Source organism: Azospirillum sp. TSH100 (genome assembly GCF_004923295.1).
In the GTDB taxonomy this organism is placed as follows: Bacteria; Pseudomonadota; Alphaproteobacteria; order Azospirillales; family Azospirillaceae; genus Azospirillum.
In genome coordinates this window covers 421,186-448,159 of the sequence record NZ_CP039636.1, presented here as the reverse complement: position 1 = coordinate 448,159, position 26,974 = coordinate 421,186, and the positions used below count along the sequence as shown (strand labels likewise).

At 66.6% G+C, this 26,974-nt stretch carries 21 protein-coding genes; 9 read left to right on the top strand and 12 right to left on the bottom strand.

The features are described 5' to 3' along the window. Positions 1–7 precede the first annotated feature (7 nt). Positions 8–883 (bottom strand): ABC transporter substrate-binding protein, encoded by an 876-nt coding sequence (locus tag E6C72_RS19740; protein ID WP_109085765.1) that lies wholly within the window; start codon positions 881–883, stop codon positions 8–10. 462 nt (positions 884–1,345) lie between these two features. Here E6C72_RS19740 and E6C72_RS19735 point away from each other — a divergent pair, with 462 nt between their 5' ends. From E6C72_RS19735 to E6C72_RS19715, 5 genes are read left to right on the top strand one after another with little or no spacing between them, the layout of a single operon-like run. Further along, positions 1,346–3,028, top strand: coding sequence for a SpoIIE family protein phosphatase (locus tag E6C72_RS19735; RefSeq protein WP_109085766.1), 1,683 nt, complete (start codon positions 1,346–1,348; stop codon positions 3,026–3,028). A 19-nt stretch (positions 3,029–3,047) separates the two neighbouring features. Then, a complete protein-coding gene (locus tag E6C72_RS19730) occupies positions 3,048–3,593 on the top strand; it encodes a SiaB family protein kinase (RefSeq protein WP_109085767.1) in 546 nt (181 codons plus the stop codon). A gap of 20 nt (positions 3,594–3,613) precedes the next feature. Continuing rightward, on the top strand, positions 3,614–3,988 hold the full coding sequence (siaC, locus tag E6C72_RS19725; RefSeq protein ID WP_109085768.1) for a biofilm regulation phosphoprotein SiaC: 375 nt from the start codon (positions 3,614–3,616) through the stop codon (positions 3,986–3,988). A 20-nt stretch (positions 3,989–4,008) separates the two neighbouring features. Next, positions 4,009–4,944, top strand: coding sequence for a sensor histidine kinase KdpD (locus tag E6C72_RS19720; RefSeq protein ID WP_109085769.1), 936 nt, complete (start codon positions 4,009–4,011; stop codon positions 4,942–4,944). Then, the gene (locus E6C72_RS19715; protein ID WP_109085770.1) at positions 4,941–5,726 is read left to right on the top strand and encodes a GGDEF domain-containing protein; all 786 of its coding nucleotides are present in this window, start codon (positions 4,941–4,943) and stop codon (positions 5,724–5,726) included. Before E6C72_RS19720 ends, E6C72_RS19715 begins: the two co-directional genes overlap by 4 nt. Here the strand turns inward: E6C72_RS19715 and E6C72_RS19710 are convergent. Together E6C72_RS19710 and E6C72_RS19705 are read right to left on the bottom strand one after the other, a co-directional pair. Then, complete coding sequence (locus E6C72_RS19710; RefSeq protein WP_109085771.1) at positions 5,723–7,609, bottom strand: AI-2E family transporter; 1,887 nt, start codon at positions 7,607–7,609, stop codon at positions 5,723–5,725. The two genes, E6C72_RS19715 and E6C72_RS19710, sit on opposite strands and share 4 nt — an antisense overlap. Before the next feature lie 102 nt (positions 7,610–7,711). Beyond that, positions 7,712–8,755, bottom strand: a complete 1,044-nt coding sequence (locus E6C72_RS19705; RefSeq protein WP_109085772.1) for an agmatine/peptidylarginine deiminase — start codon at positions 8,753–8,755, stop codon at positions 7,712–7,714. A 943-nt stretch (positions 8,756–9,698) separates the two neighbouring features. On the opposite strand from E6C72_RS19705, the gene E6C72_RS19695 reads away from it, so the two are divergent. Then, positions 9,699–11,765: a sulfatase-like hydrolase/transferase gene (locus E6C72_RS19695; RefSeq protein WP_109085774.1), complete on the top strand. Its 2,067-nt coding sequence runs from the start codon at positions 9,699–9,701 to the stop codon at positions 11,763–11,765. A 122-nt stretch (positions 11,766–11,887) separates the two neighbouring features. Here the strand turns inward: E6C72_RS19695 and E6C72_RS19690 are convergent, their stop codons facing one another. From E6C72_RS19690 to E6C72_RS19655, 8 genes are all read right to left on the bottom strand, one after another. Beyond that, the gene (locus E6C72_RS19690; RefSeq protein ID WP_109085775.1) at positions 11,888–12,724 is read right to left on the bottom strand and encodes an ABC transporter permease subunit; all 837 of its coding nucleotides are present in this window, start codon (positions 12,722–12,724) and stop codon (positions 11,888–11,890) included. Further along, positions 12,721–13,665 carry an ABC transporter permease subunit gene (locus E6C72_RS19685; RefSeq protein WP_109085776.1) on the bottom strand — a complete coding sequence of 315 codons (945 nt, stop codon included), beginning with the start codon at positions 13,663–13,665 and terminating at the stop codon, positions 12,721–12,723. Before E6C72_RS19685 ends, E6C72_RS19690 begins: the two co-directional genes overlap by 4 nt. Continuing rightward, positions 13,662–14,813 carry an ABC transporter ATP-binding protein gene (locus E6C72_RS19680; protein ID WP_109085777.1) on the bottom strand — a complete coding sequence of 384 codons (1,152 nt, stop codon included), beginning with the start codon at positions 14,811–14,813 and terminating at the stop codon, positions 13,662–13,664. The genes E6C72_RS19685 and E6C72_RS19680 overlap by 4 nt, the downstream gene beginning before the upstream one ends. A gap of 101 nt (positions 14,814–14,914) precedes the next feature. Next, entirely contained in the window at positions 14,915–16,012 is a 1,098-nt protein-coding gene (locus E6C72_RS19675) for an extracellular solute-binding protein (protein WP_109085778.1), read from the bottom strand. A 551-nt stretch (positions 16,013–16,563) separates the two neighbouring features. Then, complete coding sequence (locus E6C72_RS19670; RefSeq protein WP_109085779.1) at positions 16,564–16,938, bottom strand: EamA family transporter; 375 nt, start codon at positions 16,936–16,938, stop codon at positions 16,564–16,566. A gap of 52 nt (positions 16,939–16,990) precedes the next feature. Continuing rightward, positions 16,991–19,867: a UbiA family prenyltransferase gene (locus tag E6C72_RS19665; protein ID WP_109085780.1), complete on the bottom strand. Its 2,877-nt coding sequence runs from the start codon at positions 19,865–19,867 to the stop codon at positions 16,991–16,993. A gap of 374 nt (positions 19,868–20,241) precedes the next feature. Further along, a complete protein-coding gene (locus tag E6C72_RS19660) occupies positions 20,242–21,045 on the bottom strand; it encodes an amino acid ABC transporter permease (RefSeq protein WP_247875704.1) in 804 nt (267 codons plus the stop codon). Between the two features lie 78 nt (positions 21,046–21,123). Then, complete coding sequence (locus E6C72_RS19655) at positions 21,124–21,951, bottom strand: transporter substrate-binding domain-containing protein (RefSeq protein WP_199228749.1); 828 nt, start codon at positions 21,949–21,951, stop codon at positions 21,124–21,126. A gap of 126 nt (positions 21,952–22,077) precedes the next feature. Between E6C72_RS19655 and E6C72_RS19650 the strand changes: the two genes are divergently transcribed. Then, complete coding sequence (locus tag E6C72_RS19650; RefSeq protein ID WP_109085782.1) at positions 22,078–23,001, top strand: homocysteine S-methyltransferase family protein; 924 nt, start codon at positions 22,078–22,080, stop codon at positions 22,999–23,001. A gap of 59 nt (positions 23,002–23,060) precedes the next feature. Here the strand turns inward: E6C72_RS19650 and E6C72_RS19645 are convergent, their stop codons facing one another. Then, positions 23,061–24,404, bottom strand: coding sequence for a glutamine synthetase family protein (locus tag E6C72_RS19645; RefSeq protein WP_109085783.1), 1,344 nt, complete (start codon positions 24,402–24,404; stop codon positions 23,061–23,063). Between the two features lie 168 nt (positions 24,405–24,572). Between E6C72_RS19645 and E6C72_RS19640 the strand changes: the two genes are divergently transcribed. Both E6C72_RS19640 and E6C72_RS19635 read left to right on the top strand, forming a co-directional pair. Continuing rightward, positions 24,573–25,853, top strand: a complete 1,281-nt coding sequence (locus tag E6C72_RS19640) for an FAD-binding oxidoreductase (RefSeq protein WP_109085784.1) — start codon at positions 24,573–24,575, stop codon at positions 25,851–25,853. Positions 25,854–25,912: 59 nt separating this feature from the next. Continuing rightward, entirely contained in the window at positions 25,913–26,953 is a 1,041-nt protein-coding gene (locus E6C72_RS19635) for a hypothetical protein (RefSeq protein WP_109085785.1), read from the top strand. Positions 26,954–26,974 lie beyond the last annotated feature (21 nt).

The following is a 26,974-nucleotide window of genomic DNA, read 5'->3' as shown; positions in this document are numbered from 1 at the left end:
CGACGGCTCACCTGACGGGCAGATAGCGGTCGCCGACGGTCGCGGCATAGCGCGCGACCCAGTCGCGGTCGATGGCATCGATCCGCCCCTTCGCCTTCATTTCCGCAAGGCAGCGGTCAAAGTCGGCGCGCAGCGACTCGTCGCGGAACATCATGCTGTAGGCGGTCGGCGGAAAGATGGCGGTGAACTGCACCGGCTGGGCCGGATCGAAGGGCAGGCCACCGGCGGATTTCGCCTTTTCCTGAAGCTGGCGGTTGTATTCGGCGAAGATCAGCCCGTCGGCCAGCACCGCGTCCACCCGGCCGGCGAACAGCAGGTTGGAATGCACCATCTGGTCGGCGCGCTCACGGAAATCGCCGAAGCTGGGGATGGCTGCGCGCAGGCCCGGCAGCACGTCGGGCGCACCGGAGAAGGTGATGACGCGCTTGCCCGCCAGATCGGACACCGACTGGACGTTCAGGCCGCTGCCTTTCAGCACCGACGCCCCGTTCTGATAGAGGATGTAGGGGGCGGAGCGGGCCCCCGGCATCTCCATGCCCGGAGGAACGGTGGAAACGGCGTCGACCTGCCCGATCCCCTGGCCGCCGTTCCCTTGGCCGGCCTGGACGCTGTCGCGGTAGTCGTTCCAATGGCGGCCGAAGGGCACCACCTTGAAGCGCGCCTCATGCCCGCAGGCGGCCAGCGTCTCCCTGATGATGGTGGCCTCGCGGCCGGTGCCGTCGGCGCTGACCATCGGCGGCAGTTCCGGCGCCAGCACGGTCACCGGACGCGCGGCGACGGGCGGCGCCGTCCCGAGCAAAGCGGCGAAAGCCGCCCCGCCGACGGCGGCAAGCCATGTCGAAACGATCCGTGGGGCACCGAAAGCACGAAAACCGAACGCCATCCTTCGCTCTCCCCCATGAAGACAGCTTCAACCGCCTGGCTTCTTCACACGCGGCAGTATCGGAAAATAGCATGGGCAGTGACGCGGCCGTCCACGGGAAAAGCCGCTGTCCCGCAAAGGCTTCAGCGGCTCGACCAGATCGCTGTTACACTTCGTCGCAATTGGACGACATTGGTCGCCGACGGTTGCCGGTTGCTCCCATTTTCCTGTGTGTTCCGACAATCAACGAAGTCATTGCCCAATGTTATTTCACGACTGACCAAACCGATTGTGCTATCTGTAGGCTTATCCGCCACATGCATCATGCCCGCCGGCCGGTTCGATGACTGTCGGCATGTTGCACGCAGGGGTGGATTTACTGATGGACATGCGACCACCGCGGATCCGGTCCACCGGACCGGGGCTGTATTGAAAGCCGCCATGAACACGGAACGCCCGATCGGCCGGGTCAGGAGGATGTGGATGAGCGTCACGGGATGGGACGACACCGAATCCTATACGCTGCGCGGCGCCGGCCCCCGTGGCACGGGAGACGGAACCACCCGCGCCGGCGGATCGTCGCTGCTGACCCGCGTCATCCTGATGATCGTCGGCTGCACGCTGCTGGTCGGGCTGATCGCCATGGGCGTGTCCTCCGTCCTGGTCGGCCGGCAGCAGCGCGACGCGCTGACCCACCGGGCGACGCTGGTCGGCACGCTCCAGGCCTCGGCCATGGGGCAGGCGGTGTGGGAGTTCGACACCCGCGCGGTGGAGGCGATGATCCGCGGCCTGATGGCCGAGGATCCGGCGGTGCGCAGCGTCAAGGTGTGGGCGGCGTCCGGCGGCCGCGGCGGCCATGGCGAGCCGCTGGTGGCGCTGGAGCGGCCAGCCGGCCGGGCCGAACTGACGACGGTCGAACGGCAGATCGCCATCTCCGGCGGCAACGGCGAACGCACGCTGGTCGGCCTGCTGCGCCTGACCTATTCGCTGGAGGAGGCGGAAAGCGCCACCATGACGGCGCTGGCGCCGATGGCCGGCCTGGTCTTCTTCTCGCTGCTCGCCGTCATCGGCATGATCAGCGCCCTGCTCAACCGGCTGGTGCTGGCGCCGCTCGCCCGGCTGACCCGCTCGGCCGGGGCCATCGCCGCCGGCGACTACCGCGTGCGCCTGCGCAACAGCCGCGCCGACGAGATCGGGCAGCTGACCGTCGCCTTCAACCACATGGCGGAAACCGTCCACGACTACACCGAGCGGCTGGAACAGCGCGTCGCCGAACGGACGGAGGAGCTGCGCCAGTCCAACGACCAGCTGGCGGTGGTCAACCGGCAGGTGATGGACAGCATCCAATATGCCAGCCTGTTGCAATCGGCCATCCTGCCCGACGAGCGGGAGATGGCGCGGCATCTGGACGGCGTCTGCGTGCTGTGGCGGCCGCGCGACGTGGTGGGCGGCGATTTCCACATCTTCCGCGCACTGGAGGGCGGCCGCTTCCTGATCGGCGTTGCCGACTGTTCCGGCCATGGCGTGCCCGGCGCCTTCATGACGATGACGGTGTCGGCAATCCTCGACCATGTGCTGTCGGAGACGCCGGACAGCGATCCGGCGGCGATCCTGGGTGGGTTGAACCGCATGGTGCGCGCGGCCCTGGCCCGCGGGCGCGACAACCCGCGCTTCGACAATGGGTTGGACATCGGCCTGTGCCTGGTGCGGCCGGACCGGGGCGACCTGCTGTTCGCCGGCGGCCGCATCGGCCTGCACATCGTCGATCCCGGCGCCGCGACCGTCGGCGAGGTGAAGGGCGATGCGCAGAGCCTGGGCTATCGCCGCTCAGACACCGGCCACCGCTTCACCACCCACCGGGTCGAACTGGCACCGGGCCGCAGCTTCTACCTGACCACCGACGGTTTCCTCGATCAGGCCGGCGGCGCCCGCGGTTTCGGCTTCGGCAACCGCCGCTTCAGCGCCATGCTGCTGGAACACGACGCGATCCCGATGGCCGAGCGCCGCACGGCCTTCGCCCAGGCCCTGGCCGGGCATCAGGGCGAGCGGCCGCAGCGTGACGACATCACCCTGGTCGGTTTCACCGTTTCCCCGGCAGTCACGTCGGCGTCCACCGCCACGCGGGCGGACGCCGACGCATCCCCATCCCACCCCGTCCACCCGTAAGGCAGGTCGTCAAGGTACGATGAAAGGCAACGAACTCTTCAACCTGCAGGAGCTGCTGTCGCGGCAGAAGCTGCTGATCTGCTTCAGCGGCCCCTTCAGCCACAGCGTCATCGAGGAGCTGGGCAAGGCGGTCCGCAACCATCTGGAAAATGAGCGGATCGAGAAATCGGCGATCATGGATGTCTTCTCCGTCTATGTGGAGCAGGCCCAGAACGTCCGCAACTACACGGCGTCGCGCGAGACGCTGGGCCGGCCGATCCCGGCCAACAGCGGCATCGTGGTGATCGGCAAGGAGGACGATCACTACGTCGTCAGCTCCGGCAATCTGGTGGAGGCGGACGACGTCCCCGGGCTGTCGGCGATGCTGGAGAGGCTGCGCGGACTGGACAAGGCCGGCCTGAAGGCCGCCTACAAGGAGCAGTCGCGCAAACCCCGCGAAGCGGGCGCCAGCGGCGCCGGGCTCGGGCTGATCGACATGGCGCGCAAGGCCACCCAGCCGCTTGACTATTCGCTGCGCGCCGTGGACGACGCCTATTATTTCTTCAGCCTCGAAGTCCAGCTCTAAGAATTTACGGAACACGCATAATGGACAGATTGCGGATCGAAGCATCCTCCTGCTCTCCCCTGATCGATTTCGATCCGGAGGCCGGGCTTCTGCGCATCGACGGCGAATCCTATCCGGAAAATTCCTTCGATTTCTACGCGCCGGTATTCAGCTGGCTGGAGGAGTATCTGAAGGATCCCGCCCCGGCGGTGGTGCTGGATATCGGGCTGAGCTATCTCAACACCAGCAGCATCAAATGCATGATCGACGTGCTGGAGATGCTGGACGGCGCCCACCAGAAGGGTCAGACGGTGTCGGTGCGCTGGCATTACGACAGCGACAACGACCGCGCGCTCGACATGGCGGAGGAGTTCGCCGAGGACGTGTCGCTGCCTTTCGAGATTCTGGCCCACTGATGGCGCACTGAGCACCAGGGATGACGATGCGGTCGCAGGAACAGGAGCTTCGCCAATGGGTTCAGCGGCTGGCCGAGGATCCGGCCAATGCCGAAAACCCGCTGCTGGCGGAATTCCAGATGCTGGCGGAACGGCATGGCAAACTTCTGCGCCAGTTCCGCAAGATCGCCAAGATCAGCGACCGCCTCCAGACCGAGACCAAGGAGATGGCACGCCAGCAGCGTGAGTTCGTTCTGATGGTCAGCCACGAATTCCGCACGCCGCTGGCGATCATCGACAGCGCCTCCCAGCTGCTGGAGCTGGAGCCGAAGCTGCCGGTTTCGGCAAGGCCGCGGGTGGGCAAGATCCGCAACGCGGTCCAGCGGATGCTGCATCTGATCGAACGCTGCCTGACCCACGACCGGCTGGGCGCCGCGGCGGCGCGGCCGACGGCCTTCGACCTCGCCGCGATGCTGACCTCGCTGGTGGGCGAGATGGCGCCGACCGCCTCAGGGCACCGGATCGAGCTGCATGGCGCCGACCGGCCGGTGCCGATCCCCGGCGACCGCGATCTTCTGGCCGTCGTGTTTTCCAACCTGCTGGAAAACGCCGTCAAATATTCGCCGAACGGGGGAACGATCCGCCTCGACCTCTCGGGCGGCGGCGGGGCCGGCGAGGGGGGGGGCGAAGGCCAGGTGACGGTGCGGATCACCGACGAGGGGATCGGTGTCAACGCGGCCGACGCGGCACGGCTGTTCGACAAGTATTTCCGCGCCTCCAACGCCGCCGGAACCACCGGAGCCGGGCTCGGCCTCCATCTTGCCCGCTGCATCGTCGACACGCATGGCGGCGGCATCTCGGTGGCGAGCGAGCCGGGCTGCGGATCGGCCTTCACCGTCCGGCTGCCCGTGGCGCGCGCCGCAGCGCCGGCGGTCGTTCAGGCGGACGCGGTTCCGGTGACGGAGACCTCGTCATGACCGGCGGCAACGGGGACGGCAACGGGAACGACGGCATGGCGCTGACGGGTTTGCCCAGGCGCTGGGCCTTGCGGCGGGGAACGGTGGGCATGATGCTGCAGGAACAGAAGCTTCAGAACTGGCTCGCCCGCCTTGCGTGCCACGAGGACTATGCCGACCATCCGCTGATGGACGAGTTCCGCGCGCTCGCCGACGAACATATGAAGCTGATGCGGCAGCTGACCAAGATCGCCAAGATCAGTGACCGTATGCAGACCGACACCCGCCAGATGGCGCGGGCACTGCACGCCGCGTCGCAGACCGATCCGCTGACCGAGCTGCCCAACCGGCGCCACATGATCGAACGGCTGGAGGCGGAGCTGTGCCGCGTCGGCCGCAGTGGCGGCGGCTTCGCACTGATCATGCTGGACATCGACCATTTCAAGGAAGTGAACGACGCCTTCGGCCACGCCGCCGGCGACGTCGTGCTGGTGGAGACCGCCGGCCTGCTGCGCCGGAATCTGCGTGCCCACGACCTGTGCGCCCGCTGGGGCGGGGAGGAGTTCCTGATCCTGCTGCCCGACACCGATCAGCTCCAGGCCGAGATGGTGGCGGAGAAGCTGCGGCAGATCATCGCCCACCGTCCCATCGCCCATCAGGAACACAGCATATCGGTCACGCTGAGCCTGGGCGTCGCCGCCTATCGCCAGGGCCGGAGCGCCGACGCCTGCATCCAGGCGGCCGACGACGCGCTCTATATCGCCAAGCGCGCCGGCCGCAACCGCTGGGTGGCCGCGGCTTAAGACTGCGCAGAGGCCGTCGCGGAAGCGACCGCCACGCCGATGTTCAGCTCCTCCAGCTGCGCCAGGGCGCCGGCCATGCCGGTGGCGACCAGATCGGCGTCGGTCTCGGCGCTGGCGCGCTCCGGCACTTCGGCCTCCGGATGGGCGCTCCACAGGCAGAGCAGGATCGGAACGCGCGGGCCGAAATGCAGGCGCAGGCGGCGCAGCATCCGCCGGCAATGGCCCAGCGCCGCCGGGTTGAGCGAGGACAGCACGACCGCATCCACCCCGGCGGTGCCAAGGCTGGCGATGGCGCGGGCGGATGCCTTCTCGCATTGAATAACGTCGGCCTGGATGCCATGGCCAGCCAGCAGAAAGGCGAAAAGCCCGGCCGCCGCCTCGTCCAGACTGTTGCGGGCCCCGACGCAAAGCACACGCGGTGCGGCGGCCGCAGGGACGGTCGTCTCCGTCAGTTCGTCCAGCAGGCTTGCCATGCCCTCGGCCACCGCCTGCCGGCCGTCCGGGTTCAGGCTGCCGCGCTGGCGGTCCTGCTCGGCAAGCGAGAGGGCGGGCAGCAGCAGCCCGTCGGCCAGCTCGACCGGGCTCGATTTGCCGAGCCGCTCCTCGGCAAGCTCGGTCGCCTCGGCGGGATCGCGGGCCAGCAGGCGCTGGTAGATTTTCGCCTCGTCGGGCAGGACCGGGCGGTCGCCCAGCATCACCTCCAGGAAATGCAGCTGCGGCACATGGCGGCCGAGCACCACGAGGCAGACGGTCAGCGGCGTCGCCAGCAGCAGGCCGACCGGCCCCCACAGCGTCGTCCACACCACCGCCGCGATGATGATGGCCAGCGAGGACAGGCCGGTCGCCGTGCCGTAGAGCCAGGGCTCCACCACATTGTTGGAGAACAGCTCCACCGCCACGAACAGGGCGATGCACAGCAGCGGCAGGGTCCAGCCGGTGTCGACCGCGAAGGACAGCAGGATCGGAAAGGCCGAGGCGATCACCGGTCCGAGGAAGGGGATGAAGCGCAGCACCGTCGCCAGCAGCCCCCACAGCAGCGGGTTCGGCACGCCGAGCAGCCAGAGCCCGACGCCGATCGGCAGGCCGTAGGTGACGTTGACCACCACCTGCATCAGCAGATAGCGGCTGACCCGCTCGCCGGCGTCGTTCATCGCCTCGGTCGTGCGGCTGAGATCGCCCGAGCCGACCAGCCGGATCAGGCGGTCGCGCAGATCCTCCCGCTGCAACAGCATGAAGATCGTGAAGACCAGCACCATGCCGGCCGTGGCGATCGGCGTCATCGCCGGGCCGAGCACCCGGCTGACGAGATCGAAGACACCGGTGTCGGACTGGTCGATGCGGACGGGCACCGGGTCGCGGTGCGGCGGTGCCGCCGGGCCGGATTGCGGCGCAGGAGCGACGCCGGGCTGCGGACCGGCCGTGGCCGCTGCGGTTGCCCGTTCAAGCTCCTGCTGGAGATCGCGGAAGGCGTCGGTCGCCTGCTTCAGCGCACCACGGTCGCCGGCAGACGCGGTGGCGCCGCGCAGGGACTCGATCTTGCTGTGGATGTTGCGCTGGTAGGCCGGCAGATTGTCGGCGAGATCGCCCAGCTGGCTGCCCACCACCGCGCCGAAGCCGGTGATGGCGAGGAACAGTAGGACCACCACCGCCAGAACCGACGGCACCCGGCCGAGACGCCAGCGCTCCAGCCGGCTGACGATGGGCGTCAGCACGAAGCCGAGCAGCACCGCCAGCGCGATCGGCATCAGGATGTCCGCCGCCACATAGAGCGTCACGACGATCAGCGTGATGATCAGCAGGATGGTCTGGGTGGAGGCGGGCGGAGCGGCCTTCGTCACCGCGATGGGGCGTGCCTGCAGACGGCGGGCGGTGTCCTCGGCCATGATCGTCGGGCTTTCCGGAAAGGAGATTGCCCGACAAGAACACCGACCCTGCCCGCCCGTTCCCTCGCCTGCCCCACAGCGGCGGCACGGTGACGCCAACCGTCAGGGAAGCGGCTGCTGCTGCGTAATGCAGTGGATGCCGCCGCCGCCGCGGACGATGTCCAATGTTGCGATCTGCACCACCTCGCGGTCGGGGAAGGCCTTGCGGACGACGCGGAAAGCCTCGTCGTCGGCCGGATCCTCGAAGGCCGGCATGACGATGCCGCCGTTGGCGATGTAGAGGTTGGTGTAGGAGAGGGTCAGACGCACGCCGTTCACGTCGCGGCGGGCAGGCTGCTGGACGGTGATGACCTCCAGTTCGCGGCCCTTCGCATCGCGGGCGCGCTTCAGACGGTCCAGATTGTCCTGGAAGATCTTGAAGTTCGGATCGCCCGGATCATCGGTGGTGATGGCCATCACCACGCCGGGGCGCACGAACAGCGCGATCTCGTCGATGTGGCCGTCGGTCTCGTCGTCCTGATAGCCCTGGCCCAGCCAGATCACCGTCTCGACGCCGAGATGATCCTTCAGTTGCCGCTCGATCTCCTCCCGCGACAGGCCCGGATTGCGGTTGGGGTTCAGCAGGCATTGTTCGGTGGTGATCAGCGTCCCCTCCCCGTCGACATGGAAGGAGCCGCCCTCCATCACCAGCGGAGCGGAGAAACGGGGGAGCTTGAGATGGTCGAGGATCAGGCGGCCGACCTGCTGATCCTTTTCGCAGCCCTCATAGTTGCCGCCCCAGGCGTTGAACCCCCAATGGACACCGGCCAACCCACCCTTGCCGTCGACGACGAAGCTGGGACCGGTGTCACGAATCCAGGAATCACTGATCGGCAGCGGCAGGATCTGGATGCCCGGCCCGCAGGCCAGCGAGGCCTCCGCGACATCCGCCGGGTCGCACACCATCGTCACCGGCTCGAAGCGGGAGATGGCCTGCGCGACCTCGGCATAGGCGTCGCACGCGGCGTCGAAGGCGCCCTCCGGCCAGGTTTCGGGCCGGCACGGCCACGCCATCCAGCACCCGCTGTGGGGGGCCCATTCACCGGGCATGCGGAAGCCTTGGCCCGTCCCTTCACCCGGCGGCATCGGGGCGTTCGATGTCGTCATGCGTCGATCCCTCTACGCTTTTAAAAGTCCCAGCCTGCCCTTCGCAGCCGCAACACCAAAGAAAGGTCGGCAACCGCGTGGGACCGGGACGTTTTTTATCCCAATCCACCCTAACCACGGGAGCGCGGGTTTGGCAATCGCGTCCACCGCAGCGGGCACTTGGCCTTATGGCAGAGCAGCCTTATGGCAGAGGGACTTTTAAAAAGACGCGGAAGACAGTCGCGTCGGCATGCCGGAAGAGGGAACCGGCATGGGTCCGGGCTAGCGGCCGGACGGCGGGCGCAGGGCGCGGCGGGCGGTGACCGAACGGGTGGTCGAATAAGCAGTGGAAACAGGACTGAAGAATCCGAGTCTCAACAAGGGGAACCACAGGAGCGCGCGCATGGCACGGCCTCTTTCGCTGTTGACGATGGCTTCAACATAGCAAAAGAAACGGGCAATTGCCATCCACGGCGGCAGAGGTCTGCTGCGCGCGGATGGATAGGTCTGCGGACCCGTGGCGGAAAGCTTGCTCGCGCGCCGATCCCGTTAAGGAACTTTTCTGGATGGCCGCTTGACGGAAGATCCGTTTGGCCGGCCTGCGCCACAGCGTCCGTTCGGCACATGTGACAAGCACTGCAAATGCAGAGAAATCCATTCCGAGGATTAGGGTGCGGTGCGCTACGCAAAAACCAATGTCAACCCACCAGAGCAGTGATTGCGACTCACCGCAAAGTCATGCAAAAGAAAAATACACACATCGGTGTGGTATTTATTTGAAAATTTTAAATCAACGTTATCGCGAATATCGTTTGACGACATTAATGTTATCAAAATATCTTTGAAAGAAAAAGAGAAACTATTCCGCAATATCCTTTCGGAACGGAAATCCACCCGATTTCCGAAGGCCGATTACCTATTGACGTCACTTTCTCCCACATGGATCGCAAGGGATAATAGTGTCATGATTGAAAACACCAACCGACCGCGGTGCGACGGCTCGCGGCCCAATATCCTGCTGATCTCCGTCGATCAATACCGCTACCCGCGCTTCTCCTATGGCCCCAAGGGCGGGCTGGCGGAACCGCTGAAGCGGATCCTGGGATTCCGGGGCGAGGCGGATGTGGGCGAGAATGACTATGCTCCGTTCTTTCCCGGCCTGCTCCGGTTGCGCAAGAACGCGGTGGCGCTGCACAACCACACCATCGCGTCCAGCGCCTGCACCCCCAGCCGGGCGGTGATGTTCACCGGCCAGTACGGCAACCGCACCGGCGTGACCCAGACCGACGGCATGTTCAAGGACGGCAACGCGGCGCGCTTCCCGTGGCTGAAGGCCGACGGTCCGCCCACGCTCGGCCATTGGATGCAGGCCATCGGCTATTCGTCCCATTATTTCGGCAAATGGCATGTCAGCGACCCGGCCGGCCATTCGCTGGCCCGTTACGGCTTCTCCGATTGGGAGCTGTCCTATCCCGAACCCCATGGGGCGGCCATCAACAACCTGGGCCTCTACCGCGACGCCGGCTTCGCCGACAATGCCTGTCTGTTCCTGCGCCGCCGCGGGCTGGCGCTGCCCTACAATTACGGGGTTTCGGCGGACGAGGCGCGGCCCGGCCCCGGCACCGCCGCCACCGATGCGGCCGAGCGCCCGTGGTTCGCGGTGGTGTCCTTCACCAACCCCCACGACATCGCGACATATCCCACGGTGATTTCGCAGGCGCTGCCGCCGACCGACCCGCAGAGCACGGCGAAGAGCCAGCCGGTGTTCGGCCCGCTCGACGTCCCCACCCAGGGGCAGCTGTCGCACCCGCCGACCGAAGGCACCATGGCGATGCCGCTCAATCCGCAGGGCTTCCCGCAGGATTGCGCCGGCCCCATCCCGACCTGGGACGAGGATCTGTCGACCAAGCCGTCCTGCCAGTTCGACGCCGCCTACAAGATCGGCCTCGCCCTGTCCGCCAAGGCGAGCCACGGCGCCGTCAGCGCCCTTCCGGGCGGGACCAGTCCCGACGACGACTGGAAGGCCGCGGTGGCGATGGCCCTGAAATTCACCATCCCGTTCCAGCTCTCCGAGGATCCGGAGGGCTACAGCATCCAGCTCCTGCAATTCTATGCCTGGCTGCATTCCCAGGTCGATCCGCAGATCAACCGCGTGCTCCAGGCCTTGGAGGATTCCGGGCAGGCCGACAACACCATCGTCCTCTTCGTGGCCGACCATGGCGAGCTGGGCGCGGCCCACAACATGATGCTGGAGAAGTGGCACGTCGCCTATGAGGAGGCCGTGCATGTGCCGATGGTGGTGCGGTTCCCGACCTCGATGGGCGGCGACGAGGACACGCTGAGGCATGTCGATGCCGTGACCAGCCACGCCGACCTCGTGCCCACCGTGCTGGGCCTGACCGGCGTCGGCGAGAAGGCGCTGGGCGAGGCGGCGGCCAGGCTGGCCGGGCGCCACAGCATGGCGCCGCTGCCCGGAATCGACCTGACCCCGGTGCTGAAGACCCCCGGCACGCCGGTGACCTACCCCAACGGCGAGCCGCGCGAAGGCGTGCTGTTCATGACCGATGACGAGGTGACCCAGCCGATGGACGGCGGCCGGCTCACCCAGCCCGACTATTACGGCGCCTACGAGGTGTACTGCCAGACCGTCGAGGCCGTGCGCGCCGGCGGCTTCAGCGTCAAGAGCGTGCCGGAGCTGGCCCCCGGCCCGGTGCGCCAGCCCAACCACATCCGCTGCGTGCGCACCGAGAACGCCAAGCTGGCCCGCTATTTCGACCCGGCGAACCCGCTCCTGCTGGAATGGGAGATGTATGACCTGACCCGGGATCCGAACGAGGTGACAAATCTCGTGCAGGTGAAGGGGCGGGCCCCAACGGCGCGCACCGACCTGGAGAATCTGCCCGGCTGGTATGACGTGGCGGCGGTCCAGGCCGAAGCCGACCGCCTCGCCGCCCTGCTGGTCGATGTGGAGCGGCGGGCGGGGCTGGACGCGCACCCCTCCGTTACGGTGGAACGGCCGGTGCCGGCATAAGGGGAAGGCGGGGGCCCTGGAAACGAAGGCCCCCGCCCCGTACCGGCCGGACACCCGAAAGGCTGGAGCCCATCGGATGCCTCAGCTGGCATCTGATGGGCTCCAAACCCACAAGGCTGCAATCAGCCGTTCTGGATCGCCATCTGTTCGTCGCGTTTGCGCTGCCGTTCCTGGCGGGCCATGACGATGCTGGCGATGAAGATGCCGGTCGCCACCACCAGAACCATCAGCGTCGCCAGGGCGTTGATCTGCGGGCTGATGCCGAATTTCACGCTGGAGAAGATCACCATCGGAAGCGTCGTCGATCCGGGGCCGGAGACGAAGCTCGCCACCACCACGTCGTCCAGCGACAGGGTGAAGGCCAGCAGCCAGCCGGCGACCAGCGCCGGGGCGATCAGCGGCAGGGTGATGACGAAGAACACCTTGGCCGGCCGGGCGCCCAGATCCATCGCCGCCTCTTCCAGGCTGCCGTCCATGCCGGCCAGCCGCGACTGGATGACCACCGCGACGTAGGACATGGTGAAGGTGGTGTGGGCGATGGTGATGGTGGTGACGCCGCGCCCGTCGGGCCAGCCCAGCCATTGCTCCATCGCCACGAACAGCAGCAGCAGCGACAGGCCGGTGATGACCTCCGGCATGACCAGCGGCGCGGTGATCATGCCGCCGAACAGGGTGCGGCCGCGGAACCGTCCGAAGCGGGTCAGGGCCAGCCCGGCGCAGGTGCCGAGCAGGACCGACAGCGTCGCCGACACCGCCGCCACCTGGAAGGACAGGAAGGCCGCGTCCAGCAGCGCCTCGTTGTGGATCAGCTCGGCATACCATTTGGTCGAAAAGCCGCTCCACACCGTCACCAGCCGCGACTCGTTGAAGCTGAAGACGACCAGCAGCGCGATGGGGACATAGAGGAAGGCATAGCCGAACAGCAGCGCCCAGGACAGGAATCCGATCCGCTTCTTCATCGTCCGGCCTCCGCCTGTTTGCCCTGCACATGCTGGAAGATCATGATAGGGATCACCAGCACCAGCAGCAGCGCGATCGCCACCGCCGAGGCCACCGGCCAGTCCCGGTTGGCGAAGAACTCGTTCCACAGCACGCGGCCGATCATCAGCGTGTCGGGGCCGCCCAGCAGCTCCGGCGTCACGAACTCGCCCACCGCCGGGATGAAGACCAGCAGCGAGCCGGCGATGATGCCGGGAAGCGACAGCGGCAGCGTGATCGACAGGAAGGACCGGAAGGGCCGGGAGCCGAGATCGGCCGCCGCCTCCAGCAGGCTGGGGTCCATCTTCTCCAGCGTCGAATAGAGCGGCAGGACCATGAAGGGCAGATAGCAGTAGGTCATGCCGATATAGACAGCCCAGTCGGAATAGAGGATCTCGACCGGCCCGCTGGTGAGGCCCACCCATTCCAGCAGGTTGCTGATGACACCGTTGCCCTTGAGGATGCCGATCCAGGCATAGATGCGGATCAGGAAGCTGGTCCAGAAGGGCAGGATCACCAGCATCATCAGCGGCCCGCGCCGCGCCGGATCGGCCTTGGCGATGGCATAGGCCATGGGATAGCCGATGGCGAGGCACATCAGCGTGGTCACCGCCGCGATCCGTAGTGAATTCAGGTAGGCGAGAATGTAAAGGTCGTCGCCGCCCAGCCGGAAATAGTTGCTGATGTTCAGCAGGATTTGCAGCTTGGAAGTGCCGGCGTCCTCGTCCCGCAGCCAGTCCACCAGCGACGAATAGGGCGGCTGGGCGATGATCGATTCGGAGAAGCTGATGCCAAAAACGATCAGGAAGGGCACCAGGAAGAACAGCAGCAGCCACAGATAGGGGATGGCGACGACCACGCCGCGCCCCCACAGTCCGATCCGGCTGAGACCGGAAACGAGGACGGAGACGGCCGCGTTCATTGGGTCAGCACCACGCCGGCGAACGGGCGCCAGCTCAGCGTCACCTCGTCCTCCCAGGTGATCGGCATTTCGGTGCGGCGGGTGACGTTGGGGGCGGTGACACGCACCGTCTTGCCGGTCGGCAACTGCACCAGATAGATCGACACGTCGCCGAGATAGGCGATCTCGCGCACGATGCCGGTGGTCTGGTTGCGGCCGTCACCGGCAGCAACCGGCTCCTTCGACAGCGCGATCTTCTCCGGCCGGATGGCGACGGAGACGGGGGAGCCGGCCGGCGCCGGGGTCGCGTGGGCGATCAGCAGTTCGCAGCCCGCCTCCTCCGACGCGACCAGGACCTGATCGCCTTCGGTCGAGACGACGCGGCCGTCGAACATGTTGATCGACCCGATGAACTCGGCGACGAAACGGCTGTGCGGGTATTCGTAAATCTCGGTCGGCGTGCCGACCTGCGCGATGACGCCGTGGTTCATCACGGCGATACGCGAGGACATGGTCATCGCCTCTTCCTGGTCGTGGGTCACGACGATGAAGGTGACGCCCAGCTTTTCCTGGATGTTGACCAGCTCGAACTGGGTTCGCTCGCGCAGCTTCTTGTCGAGCGCGCCCAGCGGCTCGTCCAGCAGCAGCAGCTTCGGCCGCTTGACCAGCGAACGGGCGAGCGCCACGCGCTGGCGCTGGCCGCCGGACAGCTGGTGCGGACGGCGCTTGGCGAAGGCCGACAGCTGGACCATCCCCAGCATCTCGGCCACGCGGTCGCGGATCTCCGCCTTCGCCACCCCGTCCTGTTTCAGGCCGAAGGCGACGTTCTGCTCCACCGTCATGTGCGGGAACAGGGCGTAGGACTGGAACATCATGTTCACCGGCCGCTCATAGGGCGGGATGCCGGCCATATCGACACCGTCGATGTAGATCTTGCCCTCGGTCGGCTGCTCGAACCCCGCCAGCATGCGCAGCAGCGTCGTCTTGCCGGAGCCGGAGCCGCCCAGCAGGGCGAAGAACTCGTTGCGGTAGATCGACAGGCTGACCTCGTCGACCGCGACGAAGTCGCCGAAGGTCTTCGTCACCTTCTCGATGCGGACATAGGGGGTCTGGCCCGCGTCCTGCCACGGTTCCAGGCGGGTGGGCTTGCGAATCGGCTGACCGGCCATCCGGTATCCTCTTTCAAGACAACGCCCCGGCCGCTCCCCATCGCTGGGGGTCGGCCGGGGCGGGCCAGCGCCATGGGTCGGCGCTTCTCAGGGTTCCCGGCTTACTTGCCGGTCTTGACCTTGGTCCACACGCGGGTGCGGGCACGGTCGGTGGCCTGCTTGATCTGCTTCAGCGAGAACAGCTTCAGCTTGCTGTCGGCCGGCAGGAAGATGCCGGGGTTCGACCTGATGTCGTCGGCGACCATCGGCAGCGAGGCCGGCACCGCGTTGGCGTAGCTGACCTTGTTGGAGATGTTCGCCATGTTGGCCGGGTCGAGCACGAAATTGATGTACTCGTACGCGCCGTCCTTGTTCGGCGCATCGGCCGGAACCGCCAGCGTGTCCCACCAGACCTGCACGCCTTCCTTCGGCGTGATGTATTCGACCTTGGCGCTCTTCGCCTCGGCGGCGCGGGCGGCGCCCTGGATGGCGTCGCCGTTGTAGGCCATCACGACGCAGGCGTCCCCACCGGCCAGGATGTTGATGTTCTCGCCGGTGACGAAGCGCTTGATGTAGGGGCGGACCGCCATCAAGGTCTTCTCGACCTTGTCCAGATCCTCCTTCTTCTCGGAGTTCGGGTCGAGGCCGAGATAGTTCAGCACCGACGGGATGACGTCGATGGCCGAATCCATCACGGTGATGCCGCAGGCCGCGACCTTCTTCGCCACTTCCGGCTTGAAGATCAGGTCCCAGCTGTCGAGCGCCACGTCGGGGGCGACGGCCTTGATCTTTTCCGGAATGACGGCGATGCCGACGGTGCCGCCGAGATAGGGCACGGCGTACTTGTTGCCGGGGTCGGAATTCTCCAGCAGCTTCAGGACCTTCGGGTCGATGTTCTTGTAGTTGGGGATCTTCGACTTGTCGAGCGGACCGACCACCTTGGCCTGGATCAGGCGTGACAGGGTCGGCTCGGCGGTCGGCACGATCACGTCATAGCCGGACTTGCCGACGAGCACCTTCTGCTCCAGCAGTTCCAGGCTGTCGTACAGGTCGACCTTCGTCTCAGCGCCGGTGGCCTTGGTGAAGTCGGCGAGGGTCGTTTCACCCAGATAGTCGTTCCAGATGTAGATGTTGACCGGCTTCTTGGCCTGGGCCATCGCCGGGCCGGCGATGGCAACCGCCGCGACCGCGCCGATGAGGCTGAGAGCGAGTTTTTTCATGATTTGCCCCGACCTGTTCGTGAGTGTTGCGGGCGCCGCCACATCCCAACGGCACACCCGGCTCGCGGGCGCTATTGCACCCACGCCCGGGCATGTTGTCAACGGTTTGGGTCGAGGTTCCAATCACCTGCGGGTCGGGCCGGGAAAACAGGGCGCGCGCCGCGCCAGGAGTGGCGACCGGCCGCGCTCCCCAGCGGGTGAAAGACCCGCCTGAAGGGAAGCGCAGCCGGCAAAGGAAATCCTTTCCTGGTCTGAAGCCTTCCGGCCGGCAACCGGGCCACCAATCCTTCAAATTGCATACGCCAGTATTTTAACTCGCGACTATGTCGCCAGTTATAGACCCGGCATTTCTCCGGTCAATGCAGCAATTGTCGCAGTCTGTTTCAATCATGAAAGATGGAGCGGCGAAATTCGTTGCCATACCACAGTACGATCAAAGAAAAGGAAGCGACTCGGTATTTTTGGTTAATATAAGATTACCATTCGTGTTCACTGTATATCGCAACCATTCTCTTACATCTGTCAGGAGGCGGCTGAAATTCTCCACCCCTTCAGCTCTGCGCGGTCAGCACCACCCCCAGCACCACCAGCAGGGTGCCGATCAGACGGGTCAGGCTCATCGTCTCGCCCAGCAGCAGGGCACCGAGCGCCAGCGTGACCAGGAAACCCAGCCCGACGAAGGGATAGGCCATGGTGACGTCGACCTTCGCCAGCACGGCCAGCCAGACCACCATGCCCAGCCCGTAGCAGGCCAAGCCGGTGAGGATGTGCGGCGTGGCGGCGACCGACAGGGCGATCCGCCCGGCCTCCCCCCGCGCGAGCGCGGTCGACACCGCCGGGCTCGACATGCCGATCTTCAGCGAGATCTGGGCGATGGCGGACAGGGTGACGCTCAGCAGGATCAGTCCGACGACGGCGATGGGCATGGGAACTCCGGAAGGATGAGGGGAACGGCGCATCAGGCGCGGCCGAGGGGCGTCACGCCCGACCAAGGATCAGGGCGACGCCGCAGACCAGTCCGATGGCGAGGCTCCACTTGTCGCGGGCGGCGAACACCACAGGGTCGTCATGCATCAGCCCGCGATGGGTCTGCAGCCACACCCGCCCGATCCAGAAGAGCAGCAGCGGGCAGATGATCCACAGCGCCTGCGGCTGGTCATAGACCCGCCCGACCTCCGGGCTGTTGATGTAGAGCGCCATCACCAGCACCGACAGGAAACCTGCCGAAACGCCGATGGATTGCAGCACCGGCATGTCGGCGGTCACATAACCGCGCCCCTCCGCCTGCCCCAGCCCGAGCTTTGCCATGCTGTCCATCTCGGAATAGCGCTTCACCATGGCGAGGCTGAGGAACAGGAACATCGAGAAGGCGAGCAGCCAGAAGGACGGGACGATGGCCGTCGCCGTGGCGCCGCCCAGCACCCGCAGCGAATAGAGCCCGGCCAGCAGCATCACGTCCCAGATCACCCGGTTCTTGGCGAACAGGTTGTAGAACAGCGACGAGGCGGCATAGGTCGCCAGCGCCGCCAGGAACAGCGGCGGCAGCGCCAGCAGCGAGAGGACGAGGCTGGCCAGCAGCAGGCCGGGGATCAGCGACGGGCCGAGGTCGAGCGGCAGGTCGCCGGCGGCGAAGGGACGGCGGCACTTGCGCGGATGGCGCCGGTCGGCCGCGAGGTCGAGCAGATCGTTCAGCACATAGATGCTCGACGCGCACAGCCCGAAAGCGAGGAAGGCGGCGGCGGCCTGCAACGTCGGGCCGACCTCCCCCAGCTTCTGGCCGGCCAGAAGCGGGACGAAGACCAGCAGGTTCTTCAGCCACTGGTGCAGGCGCAGCGCCTTCAGGATCAGCAGCAGGCGCGGCCGGCGCGGGGTGGCGATGGTCTCCAGCGGGCACAGGCTGGCGGCATGGCGCACCACGGCCGCCGACGCATCAACCGCGATGCCGCGGCGGGCGGCGCGCCAGACCGCGTAATCGGCCTCATCGTTGCCGATATAGTCGAAGATGCCGGAGGGAACCTGCGCCCGGATCGCCGCCAGCTTCTGTTCGCTCTTCAGGTTCAGGCCGTCGCTGCTGGCCAGCACCTGATCGAACAGGCCGAGATGGAGTGCGATGGCGTCGGCGTAGCGGTGATGGGCCGCGGTCGCCAGCACCAGCCGCCGACCGCGCCTGCGCTCCGCCTCCAGCCTTTGCAGGACGGCGGGGTTGTATACGAGGCCGGCCGGGTCGATCTCCACCCGCCGCGCCAGTTCCGCCTTCAGCCGCGCCTTGCCGCCGGCCAGCCAGACCGGCACCAGCAGCGCCGCCCAGGGCCGGGCCTTGATCAGGCCGAACAGCGATTCGTAGAGAAGATCGGTCTTCAGCAGCGTGCCGTCGAGGTCGACGAACAGCGGCGGCTCCTCCCCGGCGGCCGGCGGGATGGACGCTCCGGCCACGGTTGCACAGGGGATGGCGACGATGGAGGGCGAGGGGGCGGCAGCGCGCCCGGCCGGCGCGGGGACACCCCAGAGGGCCGCGGCGGCGCGGTCGTGGCGGCCGGCCAGCACGATGGTCAGGCCCAGAAGCATCAGGGTGGCGAAGAACAGGTAGGATTGCAGAATGTTCAGCGGCGTGTCGGCCAGCGCGTTGACCGGCCAGAACAGCACATTGCCGGCCAGGAAATAGGCCGCCGCCAGCAGGCCCGCCGCCCCGGCGGGACGCCGCAGGCCGGGCTCCAGCAGGATCAGGAAGGCCAGCGCAAAGGCCGGCAGCAGGATGCCGAAATGATGCACCCAGGCGACCGGCGACCCCACGGTGAAGCAGATGCCGGCGACGACGAAGGGCAGGATCCGCTCCGCCCCGCGGTCGCGGCGGCGCCACAGCAGGCCGAACCCGACGAAGATAAGGCCGGAGACCTGCGTGGCGATATGGACCACCGGGTGGTAGGGGGCGAAGGCCTCCGCCGACCAGTCGAGGTTGTTTCCGTTGCGCAGCAGGCGGTTGACCAGCCCGTTGACGGTCTGGTTGACGTGATAGCTCTCGCCATGGCGGCCGATGAACAGCAGGACGTCGAGGTAATCGACCATCGGCGCGAAGCCGTAGAACAGGGTCGCCAGCGCCACGCCCGGCACCACCACGGCGGTCCAGCCCGCCGCCATCCGCCAGTCGCCGCGGATGACGGCCCAGACGAGGAACAGCGACATTTGCGGCTTCATCAGGGTCGAGGCACCCAGCAGCGCCCCGCACAGGGCCCGCCGGTCGCGCAGCAGGGCGATGCAGGCGAAGACGAAGGCGGCATTCAGCCAGACCTGCACCTGACCCAGCGAGAAGGCCTTCAGCACCGGGTAGAAGCACAGGGTCGCGACGAAGCCGAAGCCACCCAGCAGCACCTGCGTCAGCCGGTCGTCCCGCGCGCCGGGCAGGCGCAGGCGAGCCGCCATTTCCAAGACCAGGATCGCCATGCCGGCGGCGGTCGCCAGCACGAACATCAGGTTGATCCGCTCGAAGGCCACGAGATCCAGCACCCCCAGCGCCTTCATCGCCTCCAGCGGCAGCAGCGAGGTGACGGGGTACTGGAACTTGATGTGCTGCTTGAAGAACACGCCGTCATAGACATTCTCACCCGGCCGTTCATGCAGCCAGTCGAGTGCCGCGATCATCGGATCCCAGCTGTCGACCGGGATCAGATCCGGGTTTTCCAGAACGAACAGGTTCTGGATGTCGGTCAGGTTGCTGGCATGGCCGCCGCGGTGCAGCGCCAGCCCCAGCAGCCCGGTGGTCAGCACGATGAACATCGACGCGATGAGAAGGATCCGCTGGACCCGGCCGATGCCGTGAAGGCCGGCTCGGCGGGACGGGATCGCGGGGTGCATGCTCATGCCTGGCCATCCCTCGGTTTCGGCGGGACGATGCATCCGACGGGCCCCTGCAACGGTTGGAATACCGTGGCGGCCAAGAGCAGATCGTCGTCCGTGACTGTTGTCCGGAGAAAAAGACCAGATCGGCCGGCGGCGAACGGCCGGCCCGGCACTCACATCACCCCATCTCTTCCCGGACAGGGTCGAAAATACACTGTGGAGTCGCTTTGAAACTCTTCCATTCCGTGTGGAAGACGCCATCAACGGGGGAGAGGCAGCCTTGCGCTTTTACGCCGGGCCCACGCGATCGCGCGGCGCGGTGGTGGCAGGACGAGGCGATCGGCGAACGATCGGACGCGGGAGCGGGCTCTTCGGGGTACGGCGGCCGGAACGGGTCAGCGCTGATAAGCCCGTCCATAGCGGACCTCGAGCCGGCTCTGCACATGCTCGAAGATCAGGGACAGCATCCAATAGACCACCGCGGCGGTCAGCAGCATCTCGACATAGCGGTAACTGGAGCGGCCATAGGACTGCGCCAGGAAATTGATCTCCCACAGGCCGGTGACCGAAACCAGGGACGAATCCTTCAACATCGCGACGAACTGGGCACCGGTCGGCGGAATGACGAAGCGGGTCGCCTGCGGCAGGATCACCGTCCAGGCGATCTGCCGGCGCGTCAGCCCGAGCGCCATCGCCGCCTCGCGCTGGCCGGGAGCGACCGACTGCACGCCCGCCCGGAAAATCTCGCTGAGATAGGCGCCGTAATTCAGCGACAGCGCCAGCACGCCGCAAGGCAGCGCCGCCGGAACCGGTCCCAGCTGCGGCAGGCCCAGATACAGCAGCAGCAGTTGGACCATCAGCGGCGTGCCGCGGAAGAAGGAGCCGTAGAAGGTCGCCACCCCATAGGCGACCGGATTGGCCGACAGCCGTCCCACGGTCGCCAGAGCGCCGATGACGATGCTGAGCGCGATGGACAGCAGGCAGATCAGCAGCGTCAGCGCCGCCCCCTGCAGGAACCCGCCTGGTGTCAGGCGCAGACCGAGCAGGAACGGCAATTTCTCCGCGATCAGCGCGAATTTCAGATCGAAACTCTGGAAGAACGCCAGCAGCAGGAGTGCGAGCGCACCCCAGACGACCGCCACCTTGATCCTGAATCCAGCCTGCCGCCCAGAAGCCGCCGCCGCAACACCGTCCGTCATCCCGTCCATCCGCCTGCGCCCCGGCGGCCCGAGGCCCCGTCGCCGGGACCACGCCGCCAGGGTCCTTCACTCGACCCATCAACCCGTGATGTCGATGCCGATCCATCGCTTGGAGATGGCCGACAGTGTTCCGTCGGCCTTCAGCGCCTCGATGGTCGCCTTCACCTTTGCCGACCATGCCGCATCGCCCTTTTCCACCGCAACCCAATTGGGCTCGGCATAGAGCTTGTCCGACACGATCTTGAACCGGCCAGTGGCGTCGATGCGTTCCTTGGCGGTGATGTAATTGGTGATGACCGCATCCAGCCGCTTGCCGCCGCCGAGTGCCAGATCCTGGAAGGCCACGGTCTCGGTCTCATAGGGCGCGACCGTCACCTTGCCGAAGGGGAAGCTGGGCTGCTGGGCGTCGGGGGCGGTGATCTTCAGCGTCTGCTGGAGATACGCCTCGTAGGAGGCGCCGGACTGCGCCGCCACCGTCTTGCCGGTGATGTCGCCGATGCCCTTGATCCGCGTCTCATCCTTGTGGACCACCAGGACGGCGGGCGACTCATAGTACTTCACCGGGAAATCCAGAACCTCGGCGCGCTCCGCCGTCGGGGTCATCGAGCAGATGCAGATGTCCCAGCGCCCCCGCCAGTTTCCGGCGGCGATCACCTCCCAGGCCGGGGTATCGATCGACAGCTTGACCCCCAGACGCTCGGCGAAGGCCTTGGCGACGTCGATGTCGAATCCGACCAGCTCGTTCTTGTCGTTGATGAAGGAGAAGGGCGGATAGTCGTTCAGCAGGACGAGCTTCACCTCGCCCCGCTTGGTCACGCGGTCCAGGATCTCCCCTGCCCATGCCATCGGGATGGCGGCCTGGATGGCGACGAAGGCGGCCGCCGCGATGGCGAGTCGTTTCAACATGGAATTCCCCGTAAATTATGCGTTATATGACAATCATTCTCCAAGCTATTTATATAGATTGTCAACGCCCTTCACTTTCGATTAGGACAATCTTCGAACGAGACGCCGCTTGCAACGGAGCATGGAATGACTGAGGGAACGATCATACTGGATGGCGGCATGGGCCGGGAGCTTCAACGCATCGGTGCGCCGTTCCGCCAGCCGGAATGGTCGGCGCTGGCCCTGATCGAGTCCCCCGACCATGTCCGGCTGGCGCATGAGTCCTTCGCCCGCGCCGGCGCCGATGTGCTGACCACCAACAGCTACGCCGTGGTGCCCTTCCACATCGGCCGTTCCCGCTTCGACGACCAGGGGCTTGCCCTGGCAGACTGCGCCGGCCGGCTGGCCCGGTCGGTGGCGGACGCCCATGGCGTCAGGGCGGCCGGTTCGCTGCCGCCGGTCTTCGGCTCCTACCGCCCGGACCTGTTCATGCCCGAACAGGTCGACGCGATCCTGCGGGTGCTGGTTGATGGGCTGGCGCCCCATGTCGATGTCTGGCTCGCCGAAACCCAGAGCGCGCTCGACGAGGCGCGGGCGGTGCGCCGCGTCCTGGGCGACGACGCCCGTCCGCTCTGGCTTTCCTTCACGCTCGACGACACCGATGCCGATGCGGTGGCGGAGGGGCGCAGCGCCCCCACCCTGCGCTCGGGCGAGTCGGTGGCGGAGGCGGCGCGGACCGCCGCCGGGCTGGGGGCGCAGGCCCTGCTGTTCAATTGCAGCCAGCCGGAAGTCATGCGGGTTGCCGTCGAGGCGGCGCGGGCCCAGCCGGAGGCTGCCGGGCTGCGGATCGGTGTCTATGCCAACGCCTTCCCGCCCCAGCCGAAGACGGCGGCGGCCAATGACGGGCTGGATCCGATCCGTGATGATCTCGACCCGGCGAGCTACCTGCGCTGGGCCGAAAGCTGGGTGGAGGCGGGAGCCTCCGTCGTCGGCGGCTGCTGCGGCATCGGTCCCGACCATATCGCCGCCCTCGCCGGCCGGCTGAAAGCGGGCGAGTCCCGCGTCGGCTGAGCCGGACCGGATGCCTGCGATGGCCGGACGGGGAGTGCGGCCCCCCGCCCGGCGTCCGCTCAGACGTTCAGCAGCAGGTTCTCCCGCTCCCACGAGCTGATGACGCGGTTGTAAGCCTCATACTCGGCCTGTTTCACACAGGCGACGGCGTCGATGAAGCGTTCGCCGAGGATTTCCTTCAGCGGCTTGCAGGCGTTGAACTTGGTCAGCGCTTCGGACTGGTGGCGCGGCAGGGTGAAGGCGAGGCGGTAGGCCGAGCCCTTGATCGGGTCGTTCGGCTCCAGCCCCTGGGTCATGCCGATATAGCCGCAGGCGAGCGACGCGGCGATGGCGAGATAGGGGTTGGCGTCGGCGCCGGCCACCCTGTTCTCCACCCGGCGGGCGTCGGGCTGGGAAACCGGAACGCGCAGGCCGGTGGTGCGGTTGTCGCGGCCCCAATGCACGTTGATCGGCGCATCGGAGTTCGGCACCAGCCGGCGGTAGCTGTTGACGTTCGGCGCCAGCAGCGGCATCACGTAGGGCAGGTATTTCTGCAACCCGGCAATGTGCGCCATGAACAGGTCGCTGTCGGTGCCGTCCGGGTTGGAAAACAGGTTGCGGCCGCTGTCGGTGTCGACCACCGACTGGTGGATGTGCATGGCGCTGCCGGGTTCACCCTGCATCGGCTTGGCCATGAAGGTGGCGTAGATCTGGTGGCGGATCGCCGCCTCGCGCGCCGTGCGCTTGAACAGGAAGGCCTGGTCGGCCAGCTCCAGCGCGTCGCCATGATTGAAGTTGATCTCGATCTGGGCGGCGCCGGCCTCGTGGGTCAGCGTGTCGATGTCGATGTCCTGCTTCTCGCAGAAATCATAGACCGCCTCGAAGATCGGGTCGAATTCGTTGACGGCGTCGATGCCGAAGGCCTGCCGGCCGCTTTCCATCCGGCCGTTGCGCCCGACGGGCGGCACCAGCGGGTAATCGGGGTCCTTGTTGACCTGGACCAGGAAGAATTCCAGTTCCGGCGCCACCAGCGGCTTCCAGCCGCGTTCCTCGTACAGCGACAGCACGCGCTTCAGAACATGGCGGGGCGACACGTCGACCGGCTTGCCGTCGGCATAGACGCAGTCGGTGATGACCTGGGCCGTCGGCTCGGTGTACCAGGGGACGAAGCGGATCGTGCGTTCGTCCGGGATCATGTAGATGTCGGAATTCTCGTCCGAGGTGATGTCCTCGTCCTCGGGGAATTCACCGGTCACGGTCTGGACGAAGATCGCCTCGGGCAGGCGCAGGCCGCGGTCGCGCAGGATGCGGAGGAATTTTTCGGCGGGAACGATCTTTCCCCGCGCGATGCCCGACATATCGGGCACAAGACATTCGACTTCGGTAATGCGGTTCTTCTTGATGAAGTCTTCCATAAAACCCATGGGTATGGCGGACCGCTCCGGGCGATGGGCAGCCCCCTCCGTGCTGTTGACGACAGCGACACTATGACGCCGTTCCGGCGGACCGCGCCAGAGGGTTCAGCATGATGCTTTGGTGAAACCTCCGCCTTTCCGTTGACCTCCCCGGCCGGCTGGGACTTAACTGCGGCCATGCCGAAAGCGTCATACCTGAACAGCTGGTACGCGGCCTCCGCCGCTCCCCGCGCCGACCACCCGATCCTGGAGGGAGACGCCGCCTGCGACGTCTGCATCGTCGGCGGCGGCTACACCGGCCTGACCGCGGCGCTGGAGCTGGCGGAGCGCGGCTTCGACGTCGTCCTGCTGGAAGCGGAACACTGCGGCTGGGGCGCATCGGGGCGCAACGGCGGGCAGATCATCACCGGCTACAACAAGCCGATGGCGACGATCGAAGGCTGGGTCGGCAAGGACGACGCCCGCCGCCTGTGGGAATTCGGCGAGGAGGCCAAGGCCCAGCTGGCCGAACGGGTGGCGCGCCACGCCATCGCCTGCGACCTGACCTGGGGCTTCGCCTATGCCGCGCTGAAGCCGCGCCACATGCAGGATGTGGCGGCGCTGGAACACGAGATGCGCGACGGCTACGGCTATGACAGGGTGCATCGGCTGGATCGCGCCGGCATCCGCCGCCATGTCGGAAGCGACGCCTATATCGGCGGCCTGCTGGACGAGGGCAGCGGCCATCTGCACCCGCTGAACTACGCGCTCGGCCTCGCCCGCGCTGCCGACGCCGCCGGGGTGCGCATCTTCGAGAACAGCCGCGCGCTGGCCATGGACAGCGGGGCGAAGCCCTGGGTCCGCACCGAACGCGGCCGGGTGACGGCGAAACATCTGATCCTGGCCGGCAACGCCTATCTCGGCGGGCTGGCCCCGGCGCTGGACCGCAAGATCATGCCGGTGGCGACCTACATGATCGCCACCGAACCGCTGGGCGAGGAGCGGGCGCGGACCCTGCTGCCGACCAACATCGCGGTGTCGGACATGAAGTTCTCGCTGGATTATTTCCGCCGCTCCGCCGACCATCGGCTGCTGTTCGGCGGCGGCGTCAGCTATTCGGGAGTCGACGGGCCGGGTCTGAAGCAGGCGATGCGGCTGAAGATGCTGGCGATCTATCCGGAGCTGAAGGACGCCCGCGTCGCGTATTTCTGGGGCGGCCGGGTCGCCATCACCATGAACCGCATGCCACATCTGGGCCGGCTGTCGCCGACGACGCTGTACGCCCACGGCTATTCCGGCCATGGCGTGGCGCTGGCCGGCATGGCGGGCCGGCTGATGGCGGAAACGGTGAGCGGCACCGCCGGGCGATTCGACGTGTTCGCCCGCCTCCCCCACACCCCCTTCCCCGGCGGTCGGCGCTTCCGCACGCCGGCTCTGGTCCTCGCAATGATGTGGTTCCGTCTGCGCGATCTGCTGTAGGCTGGGGAAGCAATCCACGGCCGTCCCCTCCTCTCCCCCGCCGAGTACCGTCCCAGCCCATGACCGACATCTCCAGCAGCGACGAGACGCCCCCCTCCGCGGATAAGGATGCCGCTCCGGACGATGCCATCGCCGAGAAGGCCGCGCAGGAGAATGTCCTGGTCCAGCCGATGCGGGACACCCATTTCGATTTCCAGCACAAGGTCTTCAGCCTGCCGGGCGCCTTCTTCTGCCAGGATCCGAACAGCAAGGACGCGGTGCTGAACATCCTGCTGGGCGATCTGAAGGTGGCGCTGGCCTTCCCCACCCTGATGGAGTCCTTCCAGATCGAGGAGGGCTGCCACGACGCCCGCCTGCTGGAGATCATCGAACAGGGTCTGGCCTTCGTGAAGCAGATCCGGCCGGGCGAGGAAATTCCCGGCGAACTGCTTGACGGCCGGGCCTCCTGGTCGGTGGAGGACAGGCACCGCATCGCCGCCAAAGGGCGGCTGACCATGCAGATCGTCTCGTCCTTCACCGGCAACGAGATCATCGTTTCCGACCAGTCGCAACTGGAACAGCTGCTGGATGATCCGCAGACGCACGAGAAGATGAAGGCGGCCTTCGCCAAGATCGCCGAGCGGCTGAAGCTGACCAACAATGCAGAACAGTACCTGACCGACCGCATCGACGATCTGGCACAGGAGCTGTCCTATATCGAGGCGCTGCGCGACCGCTTCCGGCATATCCGGCGCATCGATCAGGCGATGGGCAAGCTCGCCACCATCTACCGCACCGACCGGACCTTCTGCAGCGAGCTGAACCGGATGCAGGGGTTGATCCGCAAGCCGGTGCGCGAATACGACATGATCTTCGATCAGGCCGACGCCCAGACCGGCGACATCGTCGGCGCGTTGCGCAACTTCCACCCGACCGTGCAGTTCATCCGCAAGATCCGCGACGACCTGCGCGCCAAGCTGCTGGAATGGGAAGACCTGCTCCGCGGCTGGGACGACATCTCGATGGAACGCTCGCCGAAGGTGGAGGCGTTGCAGAAGCAGACCTACCGGTTCCTGGCGAGCCGCTACATCGAGACGACGGTGTGGAAGCGGGGGGGATGAGGGGCTGACTTCGCCCTACCC

Excerpts from the sequence above, each read along its gene's own strand:
- E6C72_RS19655 (WP_199228749.1), bottom strand. The coding sequence starts at position 21,951 with ATGTTGAAACGACTCGCCATCGCGGCGGCCGCCTTCGTCGCCATCCAG.
- E6C72_RS19665 (WP_109085780.1), bottom strand. The coding sequence starts at position 19,867 with ATGAGCATGCACCCCGCGATCCCGTCCCGCCGAGCCGGCCTTCACGGC.
- E6C72_RS19685 (WP_109085776.1), bottom strand. The coding sequence starts at position 13,665 with ATGAACGCGGCCGTCTCCGTCCTCGTTTCCGGTCTCAGCCGGATCGGA.
- E6C72_RS19710 (WP_109085771.1), bottom strand. The coding sequence starts at position 7,609 with ATGGCCGAGGACACCGCCCGCCGTCTGCAGGCACGCCCCATCGCGGTG.
- E6C72_RS19705 (WP_109085772.1), bottom strand. The coding sequence starts at position 8,755 with ATGACGACATCGAACGCCCCGATGCCGCCGGGTGAAGGGACGGGCCAA.
- E6C72_RS19660 (WP_247875704.1), bottom strand. The coding sequence starts at position 21,045 with ATGACGGACGGTGTTGCGGCGGCGGCTTCTGGGCGGCAGGCTGGATTC.
- E6C72_RS19690 (WP_109085775.1), bottom strand. The coding sequence starts at position 12,724 with ATGAAGAAGCGGATCGGATTCCTGTCCTGGGCGCTGCTGTTCGGCTAT.
- E6C72_RS19650 (WP_109085782.1), top strand. The coding sequence starts at position 22,078 with ATGACTGAGGGAACGATCATACTGGATGGCGGCATGGGCCGGGAGCTT.
- E6C72_RS19730 (WP_109085767.1), top strand. The coding sequence starts at position 3,048 with ATGAAAGGCAACGAACTCTTCAACCTGCAGGAGCTGCTGTCGCGGCAG.
- E6C72_RS19720 (WP_109085769.1), top strand. The coding sequence starts at position 4,009 with ATGACGATGCGGTCGCAGGAACAGGAGCTTCGCCAATGGGTTCAGCGG.
- siaC (WP_109085768.1), top strand. The coding sequence starts at position 3,614 with ATGGACAGATTGCGGATCGAAGCATCCTCCTGCTCTCCCCTGATCGAT.
- E6C72_RS19740 (WP_109085765.1), bottom strand. The coding sequence starts at position 883 with ATGGCGTTCGGTTTTCGTGCTTTCGGTGCCCCACGGATCGTTTCGACA.
- E6C72_RS19680 (WP_109085777.1), bottom strand. The coding sequence starts at position 14,813 with ATGGCCGGTCAGCCGATTCGCAAGCCCACCCGCCTGGAACCGTGGCAG.
- E6C72_RS19715 (WP_109085770.1), top strand. The coding sequence starts at position 4,941 with ATGACCGGCGGCAACGGGGACGGCAACGGGAACGACGGCATGGCGCTG.
- E6C72_RS19645 (WP_109085783.1), bottom strand. The coding sequence starts at position 24,404 with ATGGGTTTTATGGAAGACTTCATCAAGAAGAACCGCATTACCGAAGTC.
- E6C72_RS19640 (WP_109085784.1), top strand. The coding sequence starts at position 24,573 with ATGCCGAAAGCGTCATACCTGAACAGCTGGTACGCGGCCTCCGCCGCT.
- E6C72_RS19675 (WP_109085778.1), bottom strand. The coding sequence starts at position 16,012 with ATGAAAAAACTCGCTCTCAGCCTCATCGGCGCGGTCGCGGCGGTTGCC.
- E6C72_RS19635 (WP_109085785.1), top strand. The coding sequence starts at position 25,913 with ATGACCGACATCTCCAGCAGCGACGAGACGCCCCCCTCCGCGGATAAG.
- E6C72_RS19695 (WP_109085774.1), top strand. The coding sequence starts at position 9,699 with ATGATTGAAAACACCAACCGACCGCGGTGCGACGGCTCGCGGCCCAAT.
- E6C72_RS19735 (WP_109085766.1), top strand. The coding sequence starts at position 1,346 with ATGAGCGTCACGGGATGGGACGACACCGAATCCTATACGCTGCGCGGC.
- E6C72_RS19670 (WP_109085779.1), bottom strand. The coding sequence starts at position 16,938 with ATGCCCATCGCCGTCGTCGGACTGATCCTGCTGAGCGTCACCCTGTCC.